Annotated in this window: 15 protein-coding genes; 6 read left to right on the top strand and 9 right to left on the bottom strand. The window is 67.8% G+C overall.

Going from position 1 to position 19,563, the window contains the following annotated elements; genetic code table 11:
• Window positions 1-103: 103 nt before the first annotated feature.
• From AC1RRV_RS00985 to AC1RRV_RS00970, 4 genes are all read left to right on the top strand, one after another.
• Window positions 104-781: a DUF484 family protein gene (locus AC1RRV_RS00985; RefSeq protein WP_492857714.1), complete on the top strand. Its 678-nt coding sequence runs from the start codon at window positions 104-106 to the stop codon at window positions 779-781.
• Window positions 778-1,692, top strand: coding sequence for a tyrosine recombinase XerC (locus tag AC1RRV_RS00980; RefSeq protein ID WP_492857713.1), 915 nt, complete (start codon window positions 778-780; stop codon window positions 1,690-1,692). Before AC1RRV_RS00985 ends, AC1RRV_RS00980 begins: the two co-directional genes overlap by 4 nt.
• Before the next feature lie 155 nt (window positions 1,693-1,847).
• A complete protein-coding gene (locus AC1RRV_RS00975; protein ID WP_492857712.1) occupies window positions 1,848-3,839 on the top strand; it encodes a methyl-accepting chemotaxis protein in 1,992 nt (663 codons plus the stop codon).
• A gap of 181 nt (window positions 3,840-4,020) precedes the next feature.
• Window positions 4,021-4,218, top strand: coding sequence for a hypothetical protein (locus AC1RRV_RS00970; RefSeq protein WP_492857711.1), 198 nt, complete (start codon window positions 4,021-4,023; stop codon window positions 4,216-4,218).
• A gap of 205 nt (window positions 4,219-4,423) precedes the next feature.
• On the opposite strand, the gene AC1RRV_RS00965 is transcribed toward AC1RRV_RS00970, so the two are convergent.
• Together AC1RRV_RS00965 and lpdA are read right to left on the bottom strand one after the other, a co-directional pair.
• The gene (locus tag AC1RRV_RS00965) at window positions 4,424-4,861 is read right to left on the bottom strand and encodes a hypothetical protein (RefSeq protein WP_492857710.1); all 438 of its coding nucleotides are present in this window, start codon (window positions 4,859-4,861) and stop codon (window positions 4,424-4,426) included.
• A 91-nt stretch (window positions 4,862-4,952) separates the two neighbouring features.
• Window positions 4,953-6,353: a dihydrolipoyl dehydrogenase gene (gene lpdA, locus AC1RRV_RS00960; protein WP_492857709.1), complete on the bottom strand. Its 1,401-nt coding sequence runs from the start codon at window positions 6,351-6,353 to the stop codon at window positions 4,953-4,955.
• A 242-nt stretch (window positions 6,354-6,595) separates the two neighbouring features.
• On the opposite strand from lpdA, the gene AC1RRV_RS00955 reads away from it, so the two are divergent.
• Both AC1RRV_RS00955 and AC1RRV_RS00950 read left to right on the top strand, forming a co-directional pair.
• Complete coding sequence (locus AC1RRV_RS00955) at window positions 6,596-7,432, top strand: alpha/beta hydrolase (protein WP_492857708.1); 837 nt, start codon at window positions 6,596-6,598, stop codon at window positions 7,430-7,432.
• Between the two features lie 36 nt (window positions 7,433-7,468).
• Window positions 7,469-8,173: an AcvB/VirJ family lysyl-phosphatidylglycerol hydrolase gene (locus tag AC1RRV_RS00950; RefSeq protein ID WP_492857707.1), complete on the top strand. Its 705-nt coding sequence runs from the start codon at window positions 7,469-7,471 to the stop codon at window positions 8,171-8,173.
• On the opposite strand, the gene AC1RRV_RS00945 is transcribed toward AC1RRV_RS00950, so the two are convergent.
• The 7 genes from AC1RRV_RS00945 to AC1RRV_RS00915 form a co-directional block, all read right to left on the bottom strand.
• Window positions 8,174-8,521, bottom strand: a complete 348-nt coding sequence (locus AC1RRV_RS00945; protein ID WP_492857706.1) for a DUF3088 family protein — start codon at window positions 8,519-8,521, stop codon at window positions 8,174-8,176. It abuts the gene before it with no gap.
• Window positions 8,522-8,618: 97 nt separating this feature from the next.
• Window positions 8,619-9,845: a 2-oxoglutarate dehydrogenase complex dihydrolipoyllysine-residue succinyltransferase gene (gene odhB / locus AC1RRV_RS00940; protein WP_492857705.1), complete on the bottom strand. Its 1,227-nt coding sequence runs from the start codon at window positions 9,843-9,845 to the stop codon at window positions 8,619-8,621.
• A gap of 56 nt (window positions 9,846-9,901) precedes the next feature.
• On the bottom strand, window positions 9,902-12,865 hold the full coding sequence (locus AC1RRV_RS00935) for a 2-oxoglutarate dehydrogenase E1 component (RefSeq protein ID WP_492857704.1): 2,964 nt from the start codon (window positions 12,863-12,865) through the stop codon (window positions 9,902-9,904).
• Between the two features lie 175 nt (window positions 12,866-13,040).
• The gene (gene sucD, locus AC1RRV_RS00930; RefSeq protein WP_492857703.1) at window positions 13,041-13,925 is read right to left on the bottom strand and encodes a succinate--CoA ligase subunit alpha; all 885 of its coding nucleotides are present in this window, start codon (window positions 13,923-13,925) and stop codon (window positions 13,041-13,043) included.
• Window positions 13,926-15,125, bottom strand: coding sequence for an ADP-forming succinate--CoA ligase subunit beta (gene sucC, locus AC1RRV_RS00925; RefSeq protein ID WP_492857702.1), 1,200 nt, complete (start codon window positions 15,123-15,125; stop codon window positions 13,926-13,928).
• Between the two features lie 245 nt (window positions 15,126-15,370).
• Complete coding sequence (locus AC1RRV_RS00920) at window positions 15,371-16,078, bottom strand: hypothetical protein (RefSeq protein ID WP_492857701.1); 708 nt, start codon at window positions 16,076-16,078, stop codon at window positions 15,371-15,373.
• Between the two features lie 56 nt (window positions 16,079-16,134).
• Window positions 16,135-19,491: a glycosyltransferase gene (locus AC1RRV_RS00915; RefSeq protein WP_492857700.1), complete on the bottom strand. Its 3,357-nt coding sequence runs from the start codon at window positions 19,489-19,491 to the stop codon at window positions 16,135-16,137.
• Window positions 19,492-19,563 lie beyond the last annotated feature (72 nt).

Raw genomic sequence — 19,563 nt, 5'->3', positions numbered from 1 at the left:
ACCGTCCCCAGGTCGAGAGGACCAAAGACGAACGTCATCAAGCGGGCGTTAACCCACTTGCCGCTTCATCTGGGCCCCTGAGTCTATTGCCGGTGGGGACGACATGAGCGACGCGACGCGAGCGACCAAGAAGGCCGTCGATGCGGAGAGCGTTCGCGCCTTCCTCCGCACCGAGCCCGAGTTCCTCCGCGAGGACGAACACCTGCTGGGCGAGCTGGGCCTGAAGGTCGCCGGCGACAACGTCATCGATTTCGGTCCCAAGGCCCTGGCCCGCGCCGCCGCCGCCCACAAGCGCGAGGCCAGCGTCCGCCAGGCGATCGAGGCCAACGCCCGCGCCAATTTCTCGGCCCAGGCCCAGACCCACGCGGCGGTGATCGACCTGCTCGACGCCCGCAACCATTCGGACCTGGCCCGCCGCGTCGACGAGATGTCGATGCTGCGCTTCGGTCTCGCCGCCGGCGTCATGGCGCTGGAAGGCCCCACCCGCGTCCCGGCCGGCTGGTACGCCCTGGCCGAGGGTCAGGTCGACATGCTGGCCGGCGAGGCGCCCATCGCCCGCATGGGCTTCTTCGCCCCGGCCCTGCCGCTGTTCGGCGACAGGATGGAGACCATCCGCAGCATGGCCCTGGTGCGCATGGCCCTCTGGGAGCCGCGCCGCGAAGCCCTGCTGGCTTTCGGCTCGACCGATCCCGAGGGCTTCACGCCCGACATGGGCATCGAGCTGGTCAATTTCCTGGCCCGCGTGGTCGAGCGCACCGCCGAACGCTGGCCGGTCCTGTGAGCGCCCGCCAGGCCTACGCCGCCTGGCTGGACTATCTGACGCTGGAGCGCCGGGCCTCGCCGCGTACGGTGCGGGCTTATGGCGACAACGTCCTGGCCTATCTGAACTTCATCGAGCGACACAACGGCGAGGCGCTGACCCTTACCGCCATGGGTCAGGTCTCGGCCGCCGACCTGCGCGGCTACCTGGCCTTCCGCCGGCAGGGCGAGGACGCCCTGGCGCCGCGCTCGATCTCCCAGGCCCTGTCGTCGATCCGCGCCTTTCACCGCTATCTCGACCAGCGCCATGGCGTGGCCAACGCCGCGGTCGAGCTGGTCCGCGGCCCGCGCCTGAAGGTCGGCCTGCCCCGCCCGGTCTCGGAGGACCAGGCCCGCGACCTGATCACCGAGGCCGCCGAGGACACCGAGCGTGATCCCTGGGAGACCGCCCGCGACGAGGCGGTGCTGACCCTGCTGTGGGGCTGTGGCCTGCGGATCTCCGAGGCCCTGTCGCTGAAGTTCTCCGATGCGCCGCTGGGCGCGGCGCTGCGGATCACCGGCAAGGGCGGCAAGACCCGGATCGCGCCGGTGCTGGACGCCGTGCGCGAGGCCGTCGACGTCTATCTGGATGAGCTGCCGTTCGTCCTGTCGCCCGACGAGCCGCTGTTCCGCGCCAAGCGGGGCGGGCCGCTGTCGCCGCGCCACGTCCAGGCCCTGGTCCAGACCCTGCGCGGACGCCTGGGCCTGTCGGACCGGGTGACGCCGCATGCCTTCCGCCACGCCTTCGCCACCCACCTGTTGGGGGCGGGGGCGGATCTGCGGGCGATCCAGGACCTGCTGGGCCACGCCTCGCTGTCGACGACCCAGCGCTATACCCAGGTCGACGCCGCCGGCCTGCTGGCCGCCTACCAGGCCGCGCATCCCAAGGCCTGAACCCGGGCGCGACGGCCGACCTGCGACGGAGTGTCGCGAAAGTCCCGAAAAGCCTGGCCATTAACCGCGATTTTACGGCGCTGAGCGATCCTCTTGGCTTGAAACCGCACGCTTTCCGCTGAGCGCGTGAGCCGCGCCCGCTGAATGAGGCCCCGATGAAATTCGACGACCTGAAGATCTCCACCAAGGTGGCTTTGCCCGCCATCATCCTGACCGTGGTCGCCTTGGTGATCGTCGGCCTAGGCGCGTGGCAAGCCCGCAAGGTCGAGGCCAACACCAAGATCCTGGTGGAACAGCGCGCTCCGGCCGAGCTGGAATCGGCGCGCTTCAATCGCCGCGTCACCGCGATCGGCTACGCCGTCTACCGCACGGTGGCCTATGAAGGGACCTCGCCCGAGGCGCAGACCGCCAGCGAAGAGCTGGACTCGGCGTACAAGGAAGCCAAGACGCGCCTGAAGGACATCCAGAAGGCCGACCCGTCTTCGGCCAAGCAGATGGCCGACTTCGGCGCTCGCCTCGACAAGATCTATTCCAGCGCCCGCAACGGCGCGGACATGGGCCTGCAGAACATCGACGATGCGGCCAAGATGATGCTGACCGGCATCGATCCCGAGATCGAAGCCCTGAGCAAGGACGTCAGCAAGTTCACCAACGGCCACTCGGCCGAAACGAAGGCGATGGTCGAGAAGGCTTCCAAGGAAGCCGCCGCGGGCACCGTGTTCTCGATCCTGTTCGGCCTGATCGCCGCTGGCGGCGCCCTGCTGCTGGCCCTGTGGATCGGCTCCAAGAAGATCGCCGCCCCGCTGATCAACACCTCCAAGACCATGGAAGTGCTGGCCCAGGGTTCGGTCGACGTCGAGGTCAAGGGCGCGGATCGCAAGGACGAAGTCGGCGCCATGGCCCGCTCGGTCCAGGTGTTCAAGGACAACGCCGTCGCCCTGCGCACCGCCGAGGCCGCCCAACAGCGCGCCAGCGCCGAGACGGAAGCCGAGCGCCGCCGCAACCAGGAAGTCGCCGAAGCCTCCGCCAAGGAGCAGGCCTTCGTCATGGAAGCCATCGCCGGCGGCCTGGCCCGCCTGTCGGACGGCGACCTGACCTATCGCCTCGAGCAAGAATTCCCGGACGCCTACAAGCGTCTGCGCATGGACTTCAACGGCGCCATCGCCCAGCTGGAAGAGGCCATGGGCACGATCGTCCACGCCGCCAGCAGCATCGGCGCCGGCTCGGATGAAATCGCCTCGGCCGCCGACGACCTGTCGCGCCGCAGCGAGCAGCAGGCCGCCAGCCTGGAAGAAACCGCCGCCGCCCTCGACGAGATCACCGCCACGGTGAAGCGCTCGTCGGCCGGCGCGCTCGAAGCGGCCAAGGTGGTCGGCTCGACCCGTTCGGACGCCGAGCGCTCCAGCGTCGTGGTCCGCAACGCCGTCGACGCCATGAACCAGATCGAGAAGTCGTCGCAGTCGATCAGCCAGATCATCGGCGTCATCGACGAAATCGCCTTCCAGACCAACCTTCTGGCCCTGAACGCCGGGGTGGAGGCCGCTCGCGCCGGTGACGCCGGCCGTGGCTTCGCCGTCGTCGCCCAGGAAGTGCGGGCCCTGGCCCAGCGCTCGGCCGACGCCGCCAAGGAAATCAAGACCCTGATCTCGACCTCGTCGCAGCAGGTCAACCAAGGCGTCAGCATGGTCGGCCAGACCGGCGAAGCCCTGCAGGCCATCGTCGTCAAGGTCGGCGAGATCGACGCCCTGGTCGGCGAGATCGCCGCCTCGGGCCAGGAGCAGGCCACCGGCCTCAACCAGGTCAACGCCGCCGTCAACCAGATGGACCAGACCGTCCAGCAGAACGCCGCCATGGTCGAGCAATCGACCGCTGCCTCTCACGCCCTGAAGGGCGAGGCCGGCAACCTGATGCAGATGATCCAACGCTTCCGCGTCAACGGCAGCTCGGCCAGCGTCTCGACGCCCAGCCGCTCGTCGCACCGTCCGGCCGCTCCGGCTCCGGCGCGCTCGGCGGCTCCGGCGCCGTCACGTGGCCCGTCGCTGGCCGGTTCGGCCCATCGCCCCGGCGCCAACCCTGTCGCGGCTGCCCAAGCCAAGCTGGCGAAAGCTGTCGGCGCCCCGTCGAGCGACGACTGGGAAGAATTCTGATCACCGCCCCGGCGGTGTGAGTTTCAGTAAGCGTAGCCCCGTCCAGCCGGCGGGGTCCTCCCCTCGAAAGCGACTGGCCCCGTCCCCTCAAGGCGGGGCCATTTTTCTATCCGGGAACCCCAAGTGGGAACCTGAGCGCGCACGGCGGCGCTTCTTCCATAGCTATCAACGGATGCCAGCCGTGCCCCGCCTCGCCAAAGCCCTCGCCGCCTCTTCCCGCACGACGCTGTCGCTCGGCTCGACAGTGGTGGATTGGCTGACCCTGGGCGTGCTCGGCGCGGCGACCGTGGCCCTAGCGGTCACGACCCTGCGGCCGCCGGTGAAGAAGGCCGCAACTCAGGACAGCCCGCGTAGAAGCGTCTCTCGGCGAAAGGCCTAGCGGGTCGACCTTCAACCGAACCCACAATCCCCCCTTCCTGGGCCTTGTGCCCAGGACCCATGGTTCAGATGCGAGGGAATAGGGGCCGAGTTCATGGTCTTTCGGCTGCGCGAAGCCGATATGTCCGCACCTGCCTCGAACATGGGTCCTGGGCACAAGGCCCAGGAAGGCAGCGGATTGGATAGCGCCTAGAGGAAATCTGGCTCTAGCGAACCGGACCGTTGGAAGCGACCAGCACGGCCACGGGGCAGCCGTCGACCGTCCGAGCCACGGCGTACTCGGTGCGCGCCATCGGCATCTTCGACAGCGGCTGACGCATCAGCCCGTCGGTATTGGCGACATGCTCCGGCTTGATCGTCTTGCAGGGGGTAGGACCCAGAGCGAACTGCTTCTTGCGCGCCTGAGGCGGCTTGAACTTCTTGGGCGGCTGTATCCGCAGATTGCCCACCGAGCCCAGGGTGCGCGCCTCTTCCGGCGTGTAACGACGCGAGGGCGCAACGAAGGGACCGCCCTTCTTCTCCAGCGGCTTGCTCAGATCGAACGGCTCCTGCTGCAGCAGGTAGCCCTTCTGGCCGACAGGCGCGGGGGGTGCAGCAGACGCGGCTTGCAGCAGGGCGACGAGGGTCAGCGCGGACAAAAGCATGGCGGGGCTCCAGAGGAACCCCGCCACTCTACGTCCGATTGACCGGACGCCAACATTAACTATCGGACAGGAAGGACCTGTCCGACGAGCTTTACGCTTGCATCGTCCAGCCTTCGACGCCCATGGCCGCCTGGCGGATGGCTTCCGAGCGGGTCGGGTGCGGGTGGCAGGTGCGGGCGATGTCTTCCGAGGCGCCGCCGAACTCCATGGCCACGCAGACCTCGGCGATCATGTCGCCGACGTTCGGACCCACGGCGTGGGCGCCCAGGATGCGGTCGGTCTTGGCGTCGGCCAGGATCTTCACGAAGCCGTCGCCCTCGTGGTTGATCTTGGCGCGGCTGTTGGCCAGGAACGGGAACTTGCCGACCTTGTAGGCGATACCAGCGGCCTTCAGATCTTCCTCGGTCTTACCGACCGTGGCGACTTCCGGCTTGGTGTAGATGACGCCCGGAATGATGTCGTAGTTCATGTGGCCGGCCTTGCCCGCGATCAGTTCAATGCAGGCCACGGCCTCGTCCTCGGCCTTGTGGGCCAGCATCGGACCCGAGGTCACGTCACCGATGACCCAGACGCCATCGACGCCGGTCTTGTAGTGATCGTTGGCGATGACGCCGCGCTTGTCCGGCGTGATGCCGACGCTCTCCAGGCCCAGGCCTTGGGTGAAGGGGCGACGGCCGATGGCGACCAGCACGTAGTCGGCCTCGATCGTCGTGGCCGCGCCGCCCGCGACCGGCTCGTGGGTCAGCTTGACGCCCTTGGCCGAGGCCTCGGCGCCGGTGACCTTGGCGCCCAGCTGGAACTTGAAGCCCTGCTTGGTCAGGATCTTCTGGAAGGCGTTGGCCACTTCCAGGTCGGTGCCCGGCAGGATGCGGTCCAGGAACTCGACGACGGTGACTTCGGCGCCCAGGCGCTTCCACACCGAGCCCAGCTCCAGGCCGATGACGCCGGCGCCGACGACGACCAGGCTCTTGGGCACTTCCGGCAGCGACAGGGCGCCGGTCGAGTCGATGATGCGGCTGTTGTCGATCGTCACGCCCGGCAGCGGGGTCGGCTCCGAGCCAGTGGCGATGACGATGTTCTTGGTCTCGAGCACGGTTTCCGAACCGTCCTCGGCCTTGACCACGACCTTACCGGCGCCGTCGATGCGGCCCCAGCCCTTCACGTAGTCGACCTTGTTCTTCTTCATCAGGAACTCGACGCCCTTGGTCAGGGCTTCGACGCTCTCGGCCTTCTGGGCCATCATCTGGGGCAGGTTCAGCTTCGGCTTGACCTCGATGCCCAGCTTGGCGAACTCGCCGCCGGCCGCCGCTTCGTAATATTCCGAAGCGTGCAGAAGCGCCTTCGAGGGCATGCAGCCGACGTTCAGGCAGGTGCCGCCCAGCTTGCCGCGGCCTTCGACGATCGCGGTCTTCAGACCCAGCTGACCGGCGCGGATGGCGGCGTTGTAGCCACCGGGACCGCCACCGATGATGACGACGTCGTACTGAGCCATGGGTCTTTCGCCTTCAGGACGCGCCGAAAGCGGCGCCGGACAAAATATGGGGCCTCGCCGGCCCTATTGTCAGACCTCTGGAGGCGCGTGTTCCTTAGAGGCAACAGGGCGAAAACGGAACCCGCTTTCGACGTTCGCGCCTTTGAAAATCAAGGAGAATGAGCAGTTTCTCTAAACCCGCGCCTCTTTCCCATGACGCGCGACGCGGCCTAGTCTTTCCAGCTCATCGGAGAGAGCTTCGCATGGTCCTGAAATCCGCCGCCCTGGCCCTCGCTGTCCTTTGCCTGGCCGCCGCGCCCGCGCACACCGAGAGTCTGGAGGGGACGCCGATCGTCATCGGCCAGTCCCTGACCCTGGAATCGAAGATCCTCGCCCAGACCCGGCGGATCAATGTCCACCTGCCGGCCGGCTACGCGGCCTCGGGCAAGACCTATCCGGTGCTCTACCTGATGGACGGCGGCGAGAAGGAGGACTTCCCGCACATCGCGGGCCTGGCGCAACTGGGCGAGCTGTCCTGGACCTATCGCGAGATGATCGTCGTCGGAATCGAGGGCATCGATCGCCGCCACGACCTGACCCATCCGACCTCGGTGGCCAAGGAGAAGGCCGACTTCCCGACCACCGGCGGCTCGGCCGCCTATCGCCGCTTCCTGGCCGACGAACTGAAGCCCTGGGTCGCGGCCCGCTATCGGACCAGCGGCGAGAGCGCGATCATCGGCGAGAGCCTGGCCGGCCTGTTCGTGGTCGAGACCCTGCTGAAGCAACCGACCCTGTTCGACGCCTATATCGCCGCCAGCCCCAGCCTGTGGTGGAGCGACCAGGCCCTGGCGCGCGGCGCGGCGGCGGACCTGGCGACCTGGCCGGCGACGGGCCCTCGCAAGCTGTATCTGACGATCGGCGACGAGGGGACGACCATGCAGGAGGGCGTTGACAAGGTCGTGGCGGCGATCGAAGCGGCCAGGCCGGCCGGCCTCACCTTGGTCTACGACCCGATGCATCAGGAGCATCACAGCACGGTCTATCATCCAGCGGCGCTGAAGGCCTTCCGCACCGTCTGGCCGGGGCCGCGTCCGAACTAGGTCACAAGCGCGACAAGAGCCGGCCCCGAGACGGCCATGTCCTGGGCGCTTGATGTCGGCATGACCCCGCGCGTCCGCCTCGCCGCCGCCCTCTTGATCCTGGCCTTGGCCGGAGCCGCCGCTTGGTCCGCGCCCGCCAAGACCGTGATCCCGATCGCCAGCCACAAGGCCGGCGACACCCTGGCGGTGTTCTATTCGGGCGACGGCGGCTGGCGCGCCATCGACCAGAACGTGGCCCGACATCTGGCGGACAACGGGGTTCCGACGGTCGGCTTCGATTCCCTGACCTATTTCCGCACCAGGCGCTCGCCCGATGGGGCCGCCCGCGATCTGGCCGCCGCGCTGCGCGACTACGAGGCCCAGTGGGGTCGGCGCAAAGTGGTGCTGATCGGCTATTCGTTCGGCGCCGACGCCTTGCCGGCCATCATCCCACGCCTGCCTGAGGATCTGCGCGGCCAGGTCAGCCGCCTGGTGTTGATCGGAGCCGGTCCTCGAGGCGACCTGCAGTTCCATCCCGCCAGCTGGCTGAACCTGGCCAGTCGTGACTCCTTCCCGGTCCGCCCGACCATCGACGCGCTAAAGGGCGTGAGGATCACCTGCGTCTATGGCGACCAGGAACGGGCCGACATCTGCCCCACCCTGCCCGACACCGAGGCGACCAAGATCCGCCTGCCCGGCGACCACCACTTCAATCGCGACTACGCCGCTCTTGGCGACGCGGTGCTGAAGGCCAGCCGCTAGCTACGGATGCGGCCCCGGCGTGCCGTGCTTGTCGGCGAGGTAGCGGGTGATCGGGCGGGCGTCGGACAGGAAGCTCAAGCCATTGGCCGACTGAATCTCGCCGTGCGGACCCGCGTCCGGCGCGGGCTGCGCCAGGATCAGGGTCGGGGCGTTCTGATGCGCCTCGCCCAGGCGCTCGAACAGGCCCGCGCGCGGCCGGGCGTAGCCGACATAGACGATGTCCAGAAGCTCGCGCAGGTGCGGGTAGTAGGCCAGGTAGCCTTCCATCATCGCGCAGTCGGGACAGACCCAGGGCTTGTCCATGTCCTGGAAGCCGGCCTCCAGCAGATAGAGGGTGTCCTTGGCCATCGCGCGCGAACTCCAGAAAAGCAAACGGCCCCGGCGCGGAACGCACGGGGCCGAGGAAGCAGGGAAGCCGCCGGGTGAGGCGGGCTTCTCGAAGGTCTTAGAGGTCCAGCAGCAGGCGCTGCGGATCTTCCAGGGCTTCCTTGACCTTGACCAGGAAGGTCACGGCGCCGGCGCCGTCGACCACGCGGTGGTCGTAGGACAGGGCAAGGTACATCATCGGGCGGATCTCGATCTTGCCGCCCACGACCATCGGACGTTCCTTGATGGCGTGCATGCCCAGGATGCCCGACTGCGGCGCGTTGAGGATCGGCGTCGACATCAGCGAACCGTAGATGCCGCCGTTGGTGATCGTGAAGGTGCCGCCTTGCATGTCCTCGATGGACAGCTGGCCGTCGCGGGCCTTCTTGCCCAGAGCGCCGATGGCCTTTTCGATCTCGGCCAGGTTCAGCGCGTCGGCGTCACGGACGACCGGAACCACCAGACCCTTGTCGGTGCCGACGGCGACGCCGATGTCGTAGTGGTTCTTGTAGACGATGTCCGTGCCGTCGATCTCGGCATTGACGTCCGGAACCGACTTCAGGGCGGCGACGACGGCCTTGGTGAAGAAGGACATGAAGCCCAGCTTCACGCCGTGGCGCTTTTCGAAGACGTCCTTGTACTGGCCGCGCAGCGCCATCACCGCGGTCATGTCGACCTCGTTGAAGGTGGTCAGCATGGCGGCGGTGTTCTGGGCTTCCTTCAGGCGACGGGCGATCGTCTGACGCAGGCGCGTCATCTTCACGCGTTCCTCGCGCTCGTGCAGGGCGCGCGGAGCCGACGGGGCGGCGGCGGGAGCCGGAGCAGCGGCGCGGGCTTCCAGGGCGGCGAGGGCGTCGCCCTTGGTCACGCGGCCGTCCTTGCCCGAGCCCGCGACCTTCGACAGGTCGAGGTTGTTCTCGGCGGCGATACGGGCCGGAGCCGGGCTGACCGGGGCGGCGGCCGAAGTCGCCACAGGAGCGGCGGCAGGCGCCGGAGCCGGGGTCGGGGTCGGCGCGGGGGCCGGAGCAGCAGCCTTAGGCGCGGCGGCGGCCGGAGCGGCCGAGGCGGTCGCGCCTTCGGTCACCACGCCCAGGACCGTACCCGGAACGACCGTCGCGCCTTCCTCGGCGCCGATGGCCGAGAGCACGCCGTCGGCGGGCGAGGCCACTTCGAGGCTGACCTTGTCGGTTTCCAGCTCGACGAGGATCTCGTCCTTCTTCACGGCCTCCCCGGCCTTCTTGGTCCAGCGAGCGACCGTCGCTTCCGTGACGGATTCGCCGAGGGCGGGGGTCATGATGTCGGCCATGGGGCTTTCCGATGTCTCTTGTTTGGTCCGGCGGGATTAGATCGAAGGCGCGACGCTTACGCGAAGGCCTCGTTGAGGAAGGTCTCGAGCTCTTTCAGGTGGCGGCTCATCAAGCCGGCGGCCGTCGAGGCCGAGGCGGGACGACCCACGTACTTGGCGCGCTTGGCCTTCACGTCCAGCTTGTCGAGCGTCAGCTCGATCCACGGATCGACGAAGGTCCAGCCGCCCATGTTCTTGGGCTCTTCCTGACACCAGATCAGGTCGGCGTTCTTGAAGCGACCCAGCACCTGCATCAGCGACTTCATCGGCCACGGATAGAACTGCTCCAGACGCAGCAGATAGACGTCGTCGCGGCCCAGCTTGGCGCGCTGGTCGACCAGGTCGAAGTAGACCTTGCCCGAGCAGACGATGACGCGCTTGATCTGATCGTCGCTCTTCAGCGTGATCCCGCCGACGTCGCAGCCGGCCTCGGCGCCGTCCACCATCACGCGGTGGAAGGTCGAGCCTTCGGTGAAGTCGGAGAGGTTCGAGACGGCGCGCTTGTGGCGCAGCAGGCTCTTGGGGGCCATCACGATCAGCGGCTTGCGGAACTCGCGGTTCATCTGGCGACGCAGGGCGTGGAAGTAGTTGGCCGGCGTCGTGCAGTTGATGACCTGCATGTTGTCCTCGGCGCACGACTGCAGGAAGCGCTCCAGGCGCGCCGAGCTGTGCTCGGGGCCCTGGCCTTCGTAGCCGTGCGGCAGCAGCATGACGAGGCCGCTCATCCGCAGCCACTTGCGCTCGCCCGAGCTGATGAACTGGTCGATGACCACCTGGGCGCCGTTCACGAAGTCGCCGAACTGGCCTTCCCACAGGGTCAGGGTGTTCGGGTCGGCCAGCGAGAAGCCGTATTCGAAGCCCAGGACCGCCTCTTCCGACAGGGCCGAGTCGATCACTTCGTAGTGGGCCTGGCCGGCGCGGATGTTGTTCAGCGGCGTGTAGTGCTCCTCGGTCGTCTGGTCGATGACGTCCGAGTGGCGCTGGGTGAAGGTGCCGCGCACCGAGTCCTGGCCCGACAGGCGGACCGGGAAGCCCTCGTCGAGCAGGGTGCCGAAGGCCAGGTGCTCGGCGGTGCCCCAGTCGATGCCCTCGCCCTTCTCGATCGCGTCGCGGCGGTTCTCGATCGCGCGGCGGACGGTCTTGTGGGCGTTGATGCGGTCCGGGATCGTGGTGATCTGGCGGCCGATCTCCAGCAGGCGGGTCTTGGGATAGGCGGTCTTGCCGCGACGGTCCTCGTCGCCCGGCAGGGCCAGGCCGGCCCACTTGCCATCCAGCCAGTCGGCCTTGTTGGCCTTGTAGCTCTTGCCGGCGTCGAACTCGCTGTCGAGGAAGGCCTCGAACTCGCTGACCCAGCCGTCGGATTCGGCCTGGGTGATCACACCCTGGCTGATCAGGCGGTTCGAATAGAGTTCGCGGGTCGGGGGGTGACCCTTGATCTTCGCGTACATCAACGGCGACGTCATGGTCGGGTCGTCGCCTTCGTTGTGACCGAAGCGACGGTAGCAGACCATGTCGATGACCACGTCCTTGCCGAACATCTGGCGATATTCGGTCGCGACCTTGGCCGCGAAGACCACGGCTTCGGGGTCGTCGCCGTTCACGTGGAAGATCGGGGCCTCGACCATCAGGGCCATGTCGCTGGGATACGGCGACGAGCGCGAGTAGCGCGGGCTGGTGGTGAAGCCGATCTGGTTGTTGACGATGAAGTGGATGGTGCCGCCCGTGCGGTAGCCCTTCAGGCCCGACAGGGTGAAGCACTCGGCCACCACGCCCTGGCCGGCGAAGGCCGCGTCGCCGTGCAGCAGCAGCGGCAGCACATGGCCGCGGCCGGCGTCCGGCTGGTCGCGCAGCATGAAGGCCTGCTTGGCGCGGGCCTTGCCGATCACGACCGGGTTGACGATTTCCAGGTGCGACGGGTTGGCGGTGAGCGACAGGTGGACCTTGTTGTCGTCGAACTCACGGTCCGACGAGGCGCCCATGTGATATTTGACATCGCCCGAGCCCTCGATGTCCGAGGGGACCGACGAGCCGCCTTGGAACTCGTGGAAGATCACGTGATAGGGCTTGCCCATCACGGCGGCCAGCACGTTCAGGCGGCCACGGTGCGGCATGCCCAGGACGATGTCCTTCACGCCCAGCGCGCCGCCGCGCTTGATGATCTGCTCCATGGCCGGGACCATGGCTTCGCCGCCGTCGAGGCCGAAGCGCTTGGTGCCGGGGAAGCGCTTGTGCAGGAAGCGCTCGAAGCCCTCGGCCTCGATCAGCTTCTTCAGGATGGCGACCTTGCCCTCCTTGGAGAAGACGATCTCCTTGTCGCGACCCTCGATGCGCTCCTGCAGCCAGGCCTTCTCGGCCGGGTCGGAGATGTGCATGTACTGGATGCCGACGTTGTCGCAGTAGGTGCGGCGGACGATCGACAGGATCTCGCGGATCGAGGCGGTCTCGAGACCCAGCACGAAGTCGAGGAAGATCGGACGGTCGTAATCGGCCTCGGCGAAGCCGTAGGTGGCCGGATCCAGTTCCGGGGCCGGCTTCGGCGGTTCCAGACCCAGCGGGTCGAGGTTGGCGGCGAGGTGGCCGCGCATCCGGTAGGCCCGGATCATCATGATGGCGCGCAGGCTGTCCAGCGTGGCGGCCCGGACCGCTTCGGCGGAGGAGCCGGGAGCCTTGCCCTCGATGGCCTTGGCGACCTTGGCCTCGACAGCCGGGGCGACGCTGGCCCACTGGCCGTCCAGGGCCGACAGCCAGTCGGGGCGAACCGACGGCACCTTCCTGGGGGTCCAGGCCGGATCCTGGGCAGCGCGCTTAACGTTGTCGGCCTGCTCCTGCAGGCTGGCGAAGAAGGCATTCCACGAGGGATCGACCGATCCAGGGTTCTCCGCCCACTGGGCGTAGAGGTCTTCCACGAAGGCCGCGTTGGCGCCGTAGAGGAAGCTGGTCTCGGTCAAGACCTGGTTGATGATGCCTGCGTCGTCCGCCATCGTTCTTCGCCTTAGATCCGCTGCTTACGGGGCAGCGCTACCGCAAGCCCGTAAATATAGTCTCTCAATCACCCAGGCGCCCGTCGCTTGACGGGGCCCAGGTGATTTTTTCGGATCGTCGACTGGCGGTCGCAAAAAACCTGGGCCCCGCGCGGGGCGGGGTTTCGGTGTCTAGTTAGCCCTTCAGGACCTCAAGCAGGGTTTCGCCCAGCTTGGCCGGCGACGGCGAGACGCGGATGCCCGCCTCTTCCATCGCCGCGATCTTGTCCTCGGCGCCGCCCTTGCCGCCCGACACGATCGCGCCGGCGTGGCCCATGTGACGGCCGGGAGGAGCCGTGCGGCCGGCGATGAAGCCGACCATGGGCTTGCTGCGGCCGCGCTTGGCTTCGTCCTTGATGAACTGAGCGGCTTCTTCTTCGGCCGCGCCGCCGATTTCACCGATCATGACGATCGACTTGGTGGCTTCGTCGGCCAGGAACAGTTCCAGCACGTCGATGAACTCGGTGCCCTTGACCGGGTCGCCGCCGATGCCGACGGCCGTGGTCTGGCCGAGACCGGCGTTGGTCGTCTGGAACACGGCTTCGTAGGTCAGGGTGCCCGAACGCGACACGACGCCGACCGAGCCTTCCGAGAAGATGCCGCCCGGCATGATGCCGATCTTGCACTGGTTGGGCGTCAGGACGCCCGGGCAGTTCGGGCCGATCAGGCGCGAACGCGAACCTTGCAGGGCCTTCTTGACCTTGACCATGTCCAGCACCGGGATGCCCTCGGTGATGCAGATGATCAGCGGGATCTCGGCGTCGATGGCTTCCAGGATCGAGTCGGCCGCGAAGGGCGGCGGGACGTAGATCACCGAGGCGTCAGCGCCGGTGCGGTCCTTGGCTTCGGCGACGGTGTCGAACACCGGCAGGCCGATGTGGGTCTGGCCGCCCTTACCGGGCGTGACGCCGCCGACCATCTTGGTGCCGTAGGCGATGGCTTGTTCGGAGTGGAACGTGCCCTGGGCGCCGGTGATGCCCTGGCAGATGACCTTGGTGTGGGAACCGATCAGAACCGACATTTAGCGGGCGCCCTTCACAGCGGCGACGATCTTCTCGGCGCCGTCAGACAGATCGTTGGCGGCGATGACGTTCAGGCCGCTTTCCGAGATGATTTTCTTGCCGAGTTCGACGTTGGTGCCTTCCAGGCGAACGACCAGCGGGACCTGCAGCCCCACTTCCTTCACGGCGGCGATGACGCCTTCCGCGATGATGTCGCAGCGCATGATGCCGCCGAAGATGTTGACCAAGATGCCCTTCACGGCCGGATCGGCGGTGATGATCTTGAAGGCCGCGGTGACCTTCTCCTTCGAGGCGCCGCCGCCGACATCCAGGAAGTTGGCCGGCTCGGCGCCGTACAGCTTGATGATGTCCATGGTGGCCATGGCCAGGCCCGCGCCGTTGACCATGCAGCCGATTTCGCCGTCGAGGGCGATGTAGGCCAGGTCGTACTTCGAGGCTTCGATTTCCTTGGGGTCTTCTTCGGTCTCGTCGCGCAGCGCCTTGATGTCGGCGTGGCGGAACAGCGAGTTGCCGTCGAACGACAGCTTGGCGTCCAGGACCTTCAGGTGATCATCCGCCGTCACGATCAGCGGGTTGATCTCCAGCATGGCCATGTCCTTGGCCATGAACGCCGTATAGAGCTGGTTCAGCAGCGAGGCGGCTTCCTTGGCCAGGGCGCCGGTCAGGCCGAGGGCCTTGGCCAGAGCGCGGGCGTGGGTCGGCCACACGCCGGTCGCCGGGTCGATGGTGAAGGTGTGGATCTTCTCGGGCGTCGAGTGCGCGACGTCCTCGATGTCCATGCCGCCTTCGGTCGAAGCGACCACCGAGACCTTGCTCGAGGCGCGGTCAACGAGAAGCGACAGGTAGAATTCCTTGGCGATCGCCGCGCCCTCTTCGATGTAGAGGCGGTTGACCTGCTTGCCCTTGGGGCCGGTCTGGTGCGTCACCAGCACGCGGCCGAGCATTTCCTCGGCGTTGAGGCGGACCTCTTCGACCGACTTGACGACGCGGACGCCGCCCTTGGCGTCGGGGCCCAGGCCCTCGAACTTGCCCTTGCCACGGCCACCGGCGTGGATCTGGCTCTTCACGACGAAGACCGACGTGCCGAGCTTCTCGGCGGCGGCGGCGGCTTCATCGGGCGTGAAGGCGGCGAAGCCGCGCGGCACGGGAGCGCCGAACTCGGCGAGTACGGCTTTGGCTTGATGTTCGTGGATGTTCATGAGGGCCCGGTCTCGACGACGGCTTTCTGAAATGTGGCCGGGTTATAGGAGCGCTATTTCGCAGGCGCAACCGCGTCCGGACGATAAGGTGAAGGCTTGCGCGCTTATCTTATCGGGTAGGACGCTCGCGCCACGGATTTTGGCGGGCGCGGCAAGGGAAGCCTTTGACCCTGCGGAATTGTTACCGGTCACACCCCTGAATGCCAAAAATGGCGCCACCGGTGTCAGGACCAAGCTCCAGGATGTCAGCGTTGTCGGCCCGGGTCCTGGAAGAACATCAGGATCAGCGCCAACACCGCGGCCGCGTCGCGATCGGGGCCGGGCTTGGTCGGCAGGTAGGCGGTCCCCAAGCCGATCGAGGTCATGCGGTTGAGGTCCACCGCGCCGATGTCGACGCCGTCGCGGCTGAAGACATAGCCGATGACCGCGCCGCCCCCGGCGGTGGGCATGCCTCCCACCTGCTGGGTCTGGACGCGGACGCTGACGTCGCCGAAGCGAAGCTCGCCGGCCCGCTGGGGTTGCTGCAGGCTCTTCAGGAAACTGGACCCCCGCGCCCAGGCCAGGCCGAAGCTCGCATCCTCGCCCGCGCCGGGACCCGAGATCGTGCAGACATATTGCAGCTTGTCGCGATCGAAGGTGATCCAGCCCAGGCCCAGCCGGCTCTGGCCGCCGCCGCAGGCGATCGCGATGGGCCCCAGGCCGGGACGGCCGACCGTCAGCTCGACGCTGGCCTTCTCGCTCTCGAAGATGCCGGTGACCGAGCTCTTGGTCGTGCGGACACTGCTATAGCCCTCGTACTCGGCCAGCTGGTAGCCGGGCTTGAACAGGCTCGGCCCCTTCTTGCCGGTCAGCTTGACCTTCTCGGTGGTCTGGGTGATCGGCGCGGCGGCGTCAGCCGGCAAAGCCAGCGCGAGGCCGGCGGCGAGCGCGAGAGCAACGGCGACGAATTTCATGGCGAGTCCTTCCCCGACAGGAGTCGCGGCGGAGCTTGCCACGGATCGGCGTTATCTCAACCCTTGGAGGTGACCGTCGCGCGGCGCTCCAGCTTGCCCCAGCCGACCCGCCCGCCGCGAATGGCCATGACCACGGACTTCACGACGACGTAGTACATCAGCTGGCGATATCCGAACCGCTGCACCGGCAGGAACGGCAGGTCGCTCCAGGGCGCGCGCTTCTCCAGGGCCATCCCCAGGGCGCCGGCCGCCAGATCGACGCCGATGAACACCGCCCAATAGGCCAGGCCCAGCAGCATGTCGTCGGGCCGCCACTCCACCGGATGGGCCACAGCGCCGTAGAGGCCGGCGACCAGGCTCCAGACCACCGCCAGGTCGACCAGCGGCGCGGCGACGGCGAGCAGGATCTGGAACAGCCAGATCTGCGGCAGGGCCACAAAGCCCAACACGGGGGTCTTGGCGCTGAACATCGCCCTGCGGTGCTTCCAGACGCACTGCAGCGTGCCGAACGACCAGCGGAAGCGCTGCTTCAGCAGGCCGCCCACGGTGTCGGGCGCTTCGGTATAGGCGCGGGCCTCGGGATCGAAGGCGACTTTCCAGCCGGCGCGCTGGCAGGCGATGGTCAGGTCCTGGTCCTCGGCCAGGGTGTCGGCCGGATAGCCGCCCAGGGCGTCCAGCACGCTCTTGCGCCAGGCCCCGACAGCGCCGGGCACCACGGTGACCGCGCCCAGGGCCGATAGCGCTCGCCGCTCAAGGTTCTGGGCGGTGACATATTCCAGGGCCTGCCAGCGGGTGACGATGTTCAGGCGGTTGCCGACGATGGCGTTGCCGGCCACGGCGCCGACGTCTGGATCCTGGAACCAGCGGGCCAGGCGGCCGATCGTTTCGGGCGGGAACAGGGTGTCGGCGTCCAGGGCCACGACGAACTCGCCCTTGGCCACGGCCAGGCCCCGGTTCACGGCCCGCGCCTTGCCGCCGTTCTCGAAGCTGAGCAGCGTTACGCGCGGATCATCCGCGAAATGCGCGCGGACCTCGTCGGCGGTGCGGTCCTTGGAGCCGTCGTCCAGGACCAGGACCTCGAGGTTCGTCCAGTCCGACTCCAGGATCCGCGCCACGGAGGCGGCGATCACCTTCTCCTCGTTGAAACAGGGGATCAGGACGCTGACCAAGGGACCGCTCGCCGGGTCGAGATCGGCGGGCTCCTCGTGGGTCCAGAAGCGATGGACCAGAGCCAGGCTCGCCAGGAACACCAGCCGCGCCACGCCCAGGAAGATCGCCGCCACGAACAGCCAGGTCATCGCCGCCTGGGTCCAGCGGAAGAAGTCGAAGCCCAGGCGATCGACGGCTAGGTCCAGCCCGGTGCGCGAGGTCGCCGGCATGACCTGCTGCGGCGTCATCCCCGCCAGTTCGCCGACCGTGACCAGGCGATAGCCGCGCGCCCGGATGGCGTCGATCAGGCCGGGCAAGGCGGCCACCGTGCGGCTGCGGTCGCCGCCGGCGTCGTGCAGCAGCACCACTTGGCCGGGATTGCTCCCCGGATTGTCGAGGCGGTCGAGCGTGCGGTCGATGATCTGTCGGGGCGTGGGCTTCTGCCAGTCGTCTGGATCGATCCGCAGCCCGACGGTCATGTAGCCAAGCGTCTGGGCGATCACGAGCGGAGCGACCTCGTGCGGCGTCGACGGCTCGGCGTCGCCGAAGAACGGCGGACGGAACAGGCGCATCGAGCGGCCGGTGATCACCTCGAACAGACGCTGCGTCGCGTTCAGCTCGACCTGCACCTGGGCCAGGGGCGTCTCGGCGATGTTGGGGTGGGTCCAGCTGTGACCGCCGACATCGTGCCCCTCGTCGACCTCGCGCTGCACGAGGTCGGGGCGACGCTGCATGTTCTGGCCGATCACGAAGAAGGTGGCCGGGGCCCGCTTCCGCTTGAGGATATCCAGGATCCTTGGCGTCCAGCGGCCGTCGGGACCGTCGTCGAAAGTCAGGGCCACGACGCCCCTCTTCTGACCGTAGCGTTCGATGATATAGCTGCTGGGGATGACATCGTAGGTCTCGCCGGAGATCAGGCCGGTGTCGGGATCGAACTCCAGGCCGCGTTTGCCGGGCGTCGGCAATTGCGCCACCCGCAGCACCTCGCCGCCGCCGTCGAAGTCGACGCCTTGGCCGTTGTGCAGCGCGGTCAGCCCCGTCGACGACACCTGGCCGTACGGCTTGCCCAGCAACGACCAGACGCCCGGATCCTCCATGCCCATCCGCCACAGGCCGTAGCCACGCGGCTTCCAGGGATCGGAGACCTTGACCTCGTTGAACAGGGTCACCGCGTCCAGGAACCAGACGGCATGGTCGTCGCCCGCGTCGTCGGTGTAGCTGACGGTCGGGTTCAGGGCGTCGTCGTCCATGCGGATCGTCGCGTCCGCGTCCTGGGCGTTGCGCATGGCCTCATGGAAGGTGGACGCGGCCCCTGATGCGCGAGAGCCGTCCTTGTTCAGCGTCCAGTCGTAGCCGTAGGCCCCCAGGGCCAGAACCGTGTGATTCGGATCGAGATGGGCGAAGCGTTTTTCCAGCTCGGTCTCGTACCAGTCCTGGCCGGCGTTGGGGCCGGGGTCGCCGAGGGCGTAGTGCTGGTCGTAGGCCATCAGGACCAGGGTGTCGGACGCCTGCTGCAGGCGCTTCAGCGGCCAGCCCTCCTCGTCGAACGGCGCGGTGACCCAGACCTCGCGGCCGGCGCCCTTGAAGGCGGCGCGGGCCTCGTCGAGGAACGCCGGATAGGCGGCCAGGCCCTTGGCCGACAGCGCCTCGAAGTCGAAGACGTAGCCGCCATAGCCCCGCTGGGTCGCCAGGGTCACAAGGTTGGCGATCAGCTTGGCGCGCGCCGCTGGGTCGACCAGCAGGGCGTCGGCCATGGGGCCGTTGAAGGCGGCGTTGGCCGAGTTGTGGACCAGCGGCAAGACGGCCGGCTTGTTCGGCGCGCTGGCGATGCGGGCCACGCCTTCGGGATCGTCGACGAGGCTGATGTCGCCCTTGGCGCCGTTGATCGCGACCCATTGGGGCGAGACCACGTCCAGCTTGTCGATGTTGCGGCGCAGAGACTCGCGGCTGTCCTCGTCCCACGAGACGTAGAAGCCGACCGACAGCGGACGCTGGGCGGCGTCGGCGGAGACGGTTTTGGGCCGGGGCACGCGACGCCAGGACTTCACCGCCCTGGTCCTGCGCGGCGTTTCCTGATGCAGCGACGTCAGGATATGCGGATCCTTCAGCGGCGCGTCCGGCAGGCGCGGGGCGAAGGCCAGGGTGGCGGCGAAGCCGGCCACGATCGCGGCGATGATCGAGATGACGATCCCGAGCGCCAGCCTCGCTCGCCGCTCACGCTTGCCCGTGGGGTCGTGGAAGACATGACGATCTTCGGGGGTCATGGCGGCGCTCGCGTTTCGCGCGGCTCATGATCCCCGATCTTGACCGAAGCGTGGCAGTGGGAAGGCCTTGCC

This window comes from Caulobacter sp. GW821-FHT11E10 (assembly GCF_058808375.1).
This window is presented reverse-complemented; position numbering and strand designations above follow the sequence as displayed.

What these genes read in the sequence shown, in the direction of transcription:
- AC1RRV_RS00985 (WP_492857714.1), top strand. Translation starts at nt 104, where the DNA reads ATGAGCGACGCGACGCGAGCGACCAAGAAGGCCGTCGATGCGGAGAGC.
- AC1RRV_RS00975 (WP_492857712.1), top strand. Translation starts at nt 1,848, where the DNA reads ATGAAATTCGACGACCTGAAGATCTCCACCAAGGTGGCTTTGCCCGCC.
- AC1RRV_RS00965 (WP_492857710.1), bottom strand. Translation starts at nt 4,861, where the DNA reads ATGCTTTTGTCCGCGCTGACCCTCGTCGCCCTGCTGCAAGCCGCGTCT.
- lpdA (WP_492857709.1), bottom strand. Translation starts at nt 6,353, where the DNA reads ATGGCTCAGTACGACGTCGTCATCATCGGTGGCGGTCCCGGTGGCTAC.
- AC1RRV_RS00955 (WP_492857708.1), top strand. Translation starts at nt 6,596, where the DNA reads ATGGTCCTGAAATCCGCCGCCCTGGCCCTCGCTGTCCTTTGCCTGGCC.
- AC1RRV_RS00950 (WP_492857707.1), top strand. Translation starts at nt 7,469, where the DNA reads ATGTCCTGGGCGCTTGATGTCGGCATGACCCCGCGCGTCCGCCTCGCC.
- AC1RRV_RS00945 (WP_492857706.1), bottom strand. Translation starts at nt 8,521, where the DNA reads ATGGCCAAGGACACCCTCTATCTGCTGGAGGCCGGCTTCCAGGACATG.
- odhB (WP_492857705.1), bottom strand. Translation starts at nt 9,845, where the DNA reads ATGGCCGACATCATGACCCCCGCCCTCGGCGAATCCGTCACGGAAGCG.
- AC1RRV_RS00935 (WP_492857704.1), bottom strand. Translation starts at nt 12,865, where the DNA reads ATGGCGGACGACGCAGGCATCATCAACCAGGTCTTGACCGAGACCAGC.
- sucD (WP_492857703.1), bottom strand. Translation starts at nt 13,925, where the DNA reads ATGTCGGTTCTGATCGGTTCCCACACCAAGGTCATCTGCCAGGGCATC.
- sucC (WP_492857702.1), bottom strand. Translation starts at nt 15,125, where the DNA reads ATGAACATCCACGAACATCAAGCCAAAGCCGTACTCGCCGAGTTCGGC.
- AC1RRV_RS00920 (WP_492857701.1), bottom strand. Translation starts at nt 16,078, where the DNA reads ATGAAATTCGTCGCCGTTGCTCTCGCGCTCGCCGCCGGCCTCGCGCTG.
- AC1RRV_RS00915 (WP_492857700.1), bottom strand. Translation starts at nt 19,491, where the DNA reads ATGACCCCCGAAGATCGTCATGTCTTCCACGACCCCACGGGCAAGCGT.